Source organism: Streptomyces sp. NPDC021093, from assembly GCF_044333135.1.
Classification (GTDB): Bacteria; Actinomycetota; Actinomycetes; order Streptomycetales; family Streptomycetaceae; genus Streptomyces.
The window spans coordinates 277,426-284,698 of sequence record NZ_JBIRQJ010000007.1; the positions used below are offsets into that span (position 1 = coordinate 277,426).

The following is a 7,273-nucleotide window of genomic DNA, read 5'->3' on the forward strand; positions in this document are numbered from 1 at the left end:
GACCAGCCACGACGCACCCGCACGACGACCACCGGCCCGGCGGCCCGCCACGACGCACCTGCAGGATGACCACCCGCCGCCCCGCGCCCAAGCGGTCAGCCGGCGAACCAGCGGACGGGTTGGGGGGCCAGGTTCTCGTAGACGTGCTTCGACTCCCGGTACTCGGCCAGTCCCGCAGGCCCCAGTTCCCGGCCGATGCCGGACTTGCCGAAGCCGCCCCACTCCGCCTGCGGCAGGTACGGGTGGAAGTCGTTGATCCAGACCGTCCCGTGCCGCAGCTTCGCCGCCACCCGGCGCGCGCGCCCGGTGTCCGCGGACCAGACGCCGCCCGCGAGGCCGTACTCGGTGTCGTTGGCGAGGGCGATCGCCTCGGCCTCCGTCGTGAACGTCTCGACGGTGAGGATCGGCCCGAAGGTCTCCTCACGGACGACGCGCATCTCGCGGTGGCAGCCGTCGAGGACGGTCGGGCGGTAGAAGTAGCCCTCGTAGCCGGGGCCCTCGGGGCGCTTGCCGCCGGAGCGCAGGACCGCACCCTCTTCGAGGGCGGCCGCGACGTAGTACTCGGTCTTCTCCAGCTGCTGTGCGGAGACCAGCGGTCCGCACTCCACGCCCTTCTCCGTACCGCGGCCGATCCGGATCTTCTCGGCGCGGCGGGCGAGTTCGGCGACGAAGCGCTCGCTGACGGACTCCTCGACGATGAGGCGCGATCCGGCGGAGCAGACCTGGCCGCTGTGGATGAACGCGGCGTTCAGCGCCTGGTCGACGGCGGTGTCGAAGCCCTCTTCGGTGGCGCAGGCGTCGGCGAAGACCACATTGGGGTTCTTGCCGCCGAGTTCCAGCGCGACCTTCTTGACGCTCTCGGCGGCCGCCTGCATCACCTTCGTACCGCTGAGCAGACCACCGGTGAAGGAGACCAGGTCGACGTCGGGGTGCTCGGACATCCGGGCGCCGACGGAGGCCCCCGGTCCCGTGACGATGTTCGCCACTCCGGCCGGCAGGCCCGCCTCGACGAGCAGCGCGATCAGCGCGACGGTCGTCATGGGGGTGATCTCGCTGGGCTTGATCACGAAGGTGTTGCCCGCGGCGAGCGCCGGGGCGATCTTCCAACTGGCCTGCAGCAGCGGGTAGTTCCACGGTGTGATCAGCGCACACACGCCCACCGGCTCGTGCACGACGATGCTGTGGATCTCGGGCGAGCCCGCGTCGACGACCCGGCCACCGCTCTCGTTCATGACGAGATCCGCGAAGTAGCGGAAGGCGTCGGTGACGCAGTCGATGTCGACGCGGCCCTCCTCGACGGTCTTGCCCGCGTCCTGCGCCTCCAGCCGGCCCAGCTCCTCGCGGTCCCGCTGGAGCAGGTCGGCCACGCGGCGCAGCAGGGCGGCGCGGTCGGCGGTCGGGGTCAGCGGCCAGGCGCCCTGCCCGCCCGCGAAGGCCTCGCTCGCGGCGGCGACAGCGGCATCGACGTCTTCCGCGCCACCCTCGGCGACCACGGCGAACGGCTTCGCTTCCGCGGGGTCGAGGATGTCGCGCGTGGCGCCGGACATGGCTGCCTGCCACTCCCCGCCCACATGGATGGTCTTTTCAGCCGACACGTCGTTTTCGCCTTCCGTTACTACCGGTACCGGTCCGGTCACTGGTCCGGTACTGAGGGTCCTGCCAGCAGAACTGGCGGCTGGACCCCTCCCCCGAGGGGCGGAAAGCATGCCGTTTACATGGCTGAAAGTGCCATGAGTCACTTACAGAGGGGACATAAGGCCTGATCCTGCCCGATATGCCCCGACGACGGTCAGTGCGGAGGGGTCAGCGCAGCGGAGTCGCCGCGGCGTCCTTGGTCAGCTGCACCGCGGCGATCAGGCTCAGCGCGGGCTCGGCCTTGCGCAGCGCCCGGACGGCGACGACCGAGTCCGGCTTGACCTCGACACCCGCCGCTTCGATACGTTCCCGGGCCCAGCGGCCGCGCAGCTCGACGTCCGTACGGGCCGGGGCCGCCTCGACGAGAGCGAGGGCACGGGCCAGCCCGGGACGGTCGGTGCCGTCGGCGCCGTCGAGCGCGATCCGCAGGGTCTCGACGATCTCGTCGCGGTCGCTGAGCCCGATGACCTGGAGTTCGCGCTTGCTGAAGATGCCGGACATGGGGGCCTCCGATGGTTCGTCCGCTCGTACGTCTTACGAGCGTGCCCGAATCCTCTCGCGCCGGAACGGTAGTTGATCAACATCTGAGGTCGGGACGGTGCGGGCCCTACCGGGCTTCGGCCTCGAAGTGGCGCAGCGCGGTCTCCAGCACGACCTTCTGCCGGGGCCACTCGGCGGCCGGGCCGACCACCGCGAGGGCGTAGCGGCGGCCGTCCGGCACGGGGAACACCCGCTGGACGAAGGTGAGCCGACGCCCGACACGGGTGCTGTCGTACGAGTAGACGAGTTCGGCGGCGCCACGGGTGGTGGGGTGCAGGGCCTTGAGCGTGAAGCCGGGGAGGTGCCGGTGGGTGGCGACGGTGACGCGCAGGGCCCGGGTGGCGCTCATCCCGCTCTCGGCGAGCGGCCAGAACTGCAGGAAGCGGGTGTACGGGGTACCGGGGGCCCGGTAGTACACCGAGGCCTCGACGCTGCGCCGCCAGCCGGTGGGGACGGCGAGAACGGCCCCCGAGAGGTCCCGCACCACCGCGAAGTCGGCGGGGAGGGTGGGAGTGGGAGACGCGGCGGGAGTTGCCGAACCGGCGCCCCGCGAAGGCGACTTGGGCTCGGGAGCGGGCTTCGGTGCGGGCTGCGGGGCGGGCTTCAGGGCGGTCGGCGCAGGCGGGAGCGGCGTCGGGTCCGGGCCCCGGACGAACCAGGCCGTACCGACTCCGAGCAGTAGACCGCCCACCACCAGCAGGGCTTGGAAGGGGGTGGCCCGCAACCGCCGCCGGGGCTTCGCCGTACTGAACGGGGAGCGGGGGTACGGAGGTTGTCCGTCGGTGTGCGCCATGGCCGCTCCCTCTCACCGCCGCCGCCCTCCACTTGAACTCCCGTACGAGCGGAGGGACATGGTAGGACCGGGGTGCCGCACCGGACCAGGCCACCGGCGCGGACGTCAGGGTGTGTCCGCCCCGGGCGGGACGAAGTACCTCAGCGTCATGGTCAGCACCCGGTACTGGTACGGCCACTCGTTGGCCGGGGCACCGACGACGAAGGCGTACTGCTGGCCGTCGTCCGCGCGGAACACCCGCTCCACGAACTGCATCCGCCGCCCCACCTCGGCACTGTCGTACGCGTAGACCATCTCGGCAGCCTCCGCGAAGTGCTCGGCGGGTACGTCGCGGAGGTCGATCCGCTCGAAGCCGGGCTTGCGGAGGTTGTCGGTGAGGGTCACCAGGAGGGCGTCCCTGGAGGTGATGTTCTCCTCCTGGAGCGGCCAGAACTGGACGAAGTGCATCCCCTGCCGCCCCTTGGGCTCGTCAGGCGGACGGTAGAAGACGACCGTCGGGGTGTCCTCGGAGCGCTGCCAGCCTTCGGGCACGGCGAGGGTGATGCCCGACGGATCCTGGACCACGTCGAAGGTTCCGGCGGCGGGGTCGGTGGGGCGGTCGCTCGGAACCGTGGGCTCGTCGGTGCCGACCCCGTCGGCGGTTTCGGTCTCGTCCTGCGGGAGCGGCGAGGCACTGGCCGAGGGACTGGGCTGTGACGAACTGGCCGTCACCACCGGGGACTTGCCCTGGTCCCGCTGCAGGAACCAGGCCGTTCCCCCGCCCACCAGCAGCGCGACGACCACCACGAGGACGCCGACCGGGGTGACGCGCACCCGTGGGCGGCCGCCGCCTCCCGCCGGTGGCACGGGCGGCTGCGGAGAAGGCCGCGCCGGCGGGACCAGCGGGGGCGGGGGCGAGCGGTCCGCGGAGGGTTCGCGGTACGGCTCACGGGAGGGCTCGCGGTACGGCGTCCACCCGCCGGGAGGAGGAGCCGGCGGTGGTGCCGGCGGCGGCGCGGGCGGCGGTGTCCGCCGTGGCGGCGTGCGGCGCGGGCCGTGCGGCGGGGCGGTGTCCCAGCTCTGCGTCTCCTCGTTCCAGAACGAGTCGTCGCCTCCGCCTCTGGCGGCCACCGCTCAGCCCCCCAGCACCCCGACCGCCTGCCCGACGGCGGCACCGGATGCGAGCATCGCGGTCACGCCCTCGGCGGTGGTCAGCGCCGTACGCAGTCTGGCGAGCCGGGAGGGGGCGGCCTCGCCCGTACCCGTGATGTCCTCCTCGGTGGCGGCGAGTTCGGCATCGAGTACGTCGACGGGTTCCGTACGCGTACAACGCGCGAGATCACCCCGCAAGTTCCGCACGGCGCGGAGGAGTTCCGCCTGCTGTTCGTCGCGCGGGGCGACCGTGGTGCGCCCGTGGTGTTCGTTGCGCACGTCGTTGTGGTCGCCGATCGCGAACGCGCTGTCCGAGACGGAGCCGATGTTCACCTCGCGCCTTCGCCACGCACCCGCTCCCTGCTCCGCTCCCGTCCCCGCGTCGTCATCCTGCGCCTGTCGCCGCGCCATGGCTGCCGCCCCCCTGGTTCCTGACCGTGTTGTAGTCGCCCTGGCTGAAGGCGCTGTTGTTCACCGTGCCGAAGTTGTTCATCTGGTTGAACACCTGGTTGACCTGCTGCACGAACTCCTCCGTCTGCCAGCCCGCGTCGTGCAGCGCCGCCTTCACCCCGCCCGCCACCCGGTCCTCGACCGACTTGAGGTAGCGGCTGAAGTCCATCTCCTGGAACAGCGACGCGTCCACGTCGGACCCGAGCTCCCTTACGGCCCGGGCGGGTCCGTCGGGCAGCGCGCCGCCGTAGCCGCCGGTCAGCAGCTTCCAGGTGCTGACCACGCCCCGTACGAGCGTGGCCGCCGCCCGGCCCGGCGACGAGGGCGTGTGCGCGAGCGCATAGGCGGCCTTGCCGAACCAGCTGTTGTGCCGGTACTGGTGCGCGAGCCGGTCCGCCGCCTGGAACAGCGGTCGCACCGGCAGCAGTACGTGCGGCGCGACCTCCAGCATCAGCATCCCGCCCTGCGTGTGCACCCGCACGAAGACGGTCGTGACGACCTCCTCGCTCCAGCCGCCCACCCGGATCCGCAGGAAGTGCCGCCGGGTCTCACCACCCTCCTCGACGGCGTTCGCCCGGTGCCGCTCGAACCCGCCCGCCCCGTACGGTGCCAACTCGCGCCGCGGCAGCCCGGTGACCGGCAGGAACACGCACTCGTCGAGCTGTAGCTCACGCAGCCGGTCGCGCACCCCGGCCGCCCGCACCGGGTCCCCCGAGGGGATGCGCAGGGCTTCGAGGAGAGGGGTGATACGGCGCAGCACCTCGGTGTTGGTGATCGGCTCGGGTGGTTCCTTGCGGTCGGGGCGCGGCTTCAGCTCGACGGCGAGGGCCCACGGGCGGACGGGAAGTCCGGCGCCGCAGAACGGGTCGCCGGAGCGGTACATGATCAGCGGCGAGTACTGCTCGGTCCTGATCCGGTCCCGCAGCCGCTCGAAGCGCACCCCGTCCAGTGTCTCGGCCGGGTCCTGGTTGCGGTGCGGGAACTGCCGCACCGACAGCTCGTGCGCCAGCACCCGGGCGAACTGCCCGCGCTGGAGCCCCACCCCCGCCACGATCAGCGCGAACAGACCGAGGGTGAACCACGCCTGGCCCGCCACCCCGGACGTCACGGATGCCACGGCCACCGCCGCCGACAGGGCGTCCGGCAACAGCCAGTCGAGGACCGAACTGCCGGTCCCGGAGCTGGAGAACGCCACCAGGAGCAGGCCGAAGAGTACGAAGGCGAGCGAGATTCTCCCGTACAGCCGCACCAGGAACGCCGCGACCAGCCTGAACCACGGCGGGTTCGCGCTCCGGCCCCTGATCCACCCGGCCACCGCGAGGACCAGGCACGGGAAGAGCACGAAGAGGAAGAGGCCGCCGGTCAGCGGGACCGAGACCGCCCACATCGCCAGCATGCCGAGCGCCCAGGCCAGTTCGCTCCGGCGGGCCCGCAGCGCGTGGGCGAGGACCCGGGTCGCGTCGATGCCGTACGAGGGGGCGGCGAGGCGCTCCTCGTGGACGTACAGCTCCTCGATCACGGCGTCGCGGTACTCACCGTCCAGGTACGACCCGGCGCACAGCAGCCGGCAGGCCTCGCTGGCGGCCGGGTCGACGGGCGGTCTGCCGGAGGGTGGGGGTCGGGGCTGGGGTTGGGGAGGCACCACGTTCTGTGTCACCGGTGGTCCCTGGCTTCCCGTGGAAGGTGCCTGAGGGGACGTCAATCGTAGAGCGCACAGGGCCCGCACGGTAACCCGCGCGGGCCCTACTACGTCTGCTCTACGCCTGCCCTTACGCCTACTCGAAGTCGTCGGCGGGCTCGTCCTTCACCATCAGGCCCGCGATCCACAGGGGCATCATCCAGTGCAGTACGAAGACTCCGGCGAGCAGCGGGGCGGCGTACGCCCGGGTCAGCTGACCGTCCGTGCACAGGGCTGCCAGCCAGAGGCCGGCAGCCGCCCCGATGATCAGCGCTCCCGTCATCTTCTGCGCGGTGCTGCGTGCCCGCTCCCGCTCCCTCAGCTGCCGCTCGTCCAGCACCCGGGCGCGCAGCGAGACGACGCCGCGGGTCATCCCGTTGAGGAGGGCGGTGGCGAGGACGAACGGCACCAGGAGGGCGATCAGCGCGAAGGCGGCCCACAGCTGGTCGTAGCCGTACAGCGCGACCAGCAGGACGACGAAGGCGACAGTCAGTGCGGCGTGCACGGCGACCGCGGCCAGCCGGCGACCCGCGGTGGCGTGCAGCGCACGCGCCCTCGGGTCGTCCATCAGGTCCTGTATCGCGCGCTCGCGACGCGTCATCGTGGCGGTGTTCATGACTGTGCCTTCCTCCCGTAGACCTCTTGCGTGAGCGAACCGAACGGCTCCAGCGAGAACAGCGCCTCCACCGGCAGTTCGAAGAACGCGGCGACCTTCAGGGCCAGGTCGAGGCTGGGGTTGTACTGCCCGCGCTCGATGTAGCCGATGGTCTGGTAATGAACGCCGACCGCTTCGGCGAGGGCCTGCCGCGAAACCTTCCGCTCGGCCCTCACCACGGCCATTCTGTTGTGCACCTGCTCGCTCATGTATAAGAAGTACTACATCTGAGAGCAGATGCACAACACCACTGGGCGGCTGAGCACGCAAAAGGCCCCCGGCAGTTGAACTGCCGGGGGCCTTTTAGGGGGTTTTACCCGAGGTGCCTTAGATCAGGCCGAGCTCGCGAACGGCGTCGCGCACTGACCCTTCATGCTCCCCTCGCACCGCT

The 7,273-nt window shown here is 71.5% G+C and carries 8 protein-coding genes; all 8 read right to left on the minus strand.

What is annotated here, in order from left to right; translation table 11 throughout:
* Nucleotides 1–95: 95 nt before the first annotated feature.
* The gene (locus ACH4SP_RS23305) at nucleotides 96–1,547 is read right to left on the minus strand and encodes an aldehyde dehydrogenase family protein (RefSeq protein ID WP_398417767.1); all 1,452 of its coding nucleotides are present in this window, start codon (nucleotides 1,545–1,547) and stop codon (nucleotides 96–98) included.
* 256 nt (nucleotides 1,548–1,803) lie between these two features.
* On the minus strand, nucleotides 1,804–2,136 hold the full coding sequence (locus ACH4SP_RS23310) for a hypothetical protein (RefSeq protein WP_398417465.1): 333 nt from the start codon (nucleotides 2,134–2,136) through the stop codon (nucleotides 1,804–1,806).
* Nucleotides 2,137–2,242: 106 nt separating this feature from the next.
* Nucleotides 2,243–2,968 carry a hypothetical protein gene (locus ACH4SP_RS23315; protein ID WP_398417466.1) on the minus strand — a complete coding sequence of 242 codons (726 nt, stop codon included), beginning with the start codon at nucleotides 2,966–2,968 and terminating at the stop codon, nucleotides 2,243–2,245.
* A 105-nt stretch (nucleotides 2,969–3,073) separates the two neighbouring features.
* Nucleotides 3,074–3,781: a hypothetical protein gene (locus ACH4SP_RS23320; RefSeq protein ID WP_398417467.1), complete on the minus strand. Its 708-nt coding sequence runs from the start codon at nucleotides 3,779–3,781 to the stop codon at nucleotides 3,074–3,076.
* A gap of 300 nt (nucleotides 3,782–4,081) precedes the next feature.
* Complete coding sequence (locus ACH4SP_RS23325; protein WP_398417468.1) at nucleotides 4,082–4,510, minus strand: hypothetical protein; 429 nt, start codon at nucleotides 4,508–4,510, stop codon at nucleotides 4,082–4,084.
* Nucleotides 4,485–6,206 carry a hypothetical protein gene (locus tag ACH4SP_RS23330; protein ID WP_398417469.1) on the minus strand — a complete coding sequence of 574 codons (1,722 nt, stop codon included), beginning with the start codon at nucleotides 6,204–6,206 and terminating at the stop codon, nucleotides 4,485–4,487. The genes ACH4SP_RS23325 and ACH4SP_RS23330 overlap by 26 nt, the downstream gene beginning before the upstream one ends.
* Nucleotides 6,207–6,324: 118 nt before the next feature.
* A complete protein-coding gene (locus ACH4SP_RS23335; RefSeq protein ID WP_398417470.1) occupies nucleotides 6,325–6,843 on the minus strand; it encodes a hypothetical protein in 519 nt (172 codons plus the stop codon).
* A complete protein-coding gene (locus ACH4SP_RS23340; RefSeq protein WP_189820998.1) occupies nucleotides 6,840–7,091 on the minus strand; it encodes a helix-turn-helix transcriptional regulator in 252 nt (83 codons plus the stop codon). Before ACH4SP_RS23340 ends, ACH4SP_RS23335 begins: the two co-directional genes overlap by 4 nt.
* Nucleotides 7,092–7,273: the final 182 nt, after the last annotated feature.

Coding starts and splice junctions, on each gene's coding strand:
- ACH4SP_RS23305 (WP_398417767.1), bottom strand. CDS start 1,547: ATGTCCGGCGCCACGCGCGACATCCTCGACCCCGCGGAAGCGAAGCCG.
- ACH4SP_RS23310 (WP_398417465.1), bottom strand. CDS start 2,136: ATGTCCGGCATCTTCAGCAAGCGCGAACTCCAGGTCATCGGGCTCAGC.
- ACH4SP_RS23315 (WP_398417466.1), bottom strand. CDS start 2,968: ATGGCGCACACCGACGGACAACCTCCGTACCCCCGCTCCCCGTTCAGT.
- ACH4SP_RS23325 (WP_398417468.1), bottom strand. CDS start 4,510: ATGGCGCGGCGACAGGCGCAGGATGACGACGCGGGGACGGGAGCGGAG.
- ACH4SP_RS23335 (WP_398417470.1), bottom strand. CDS start 6,843: ATGAACACCGCCACGATGACGCGTCGCGAGCGCGCGATACAGGACCTG.
- ACH4SP_RS23340 (WP_189820998.1), bottom strand. CDS start 7,091: ATGAGCGAGCAGGTGCACAACAGAATGGCCGTGGTGAGGGCCGAGCGG.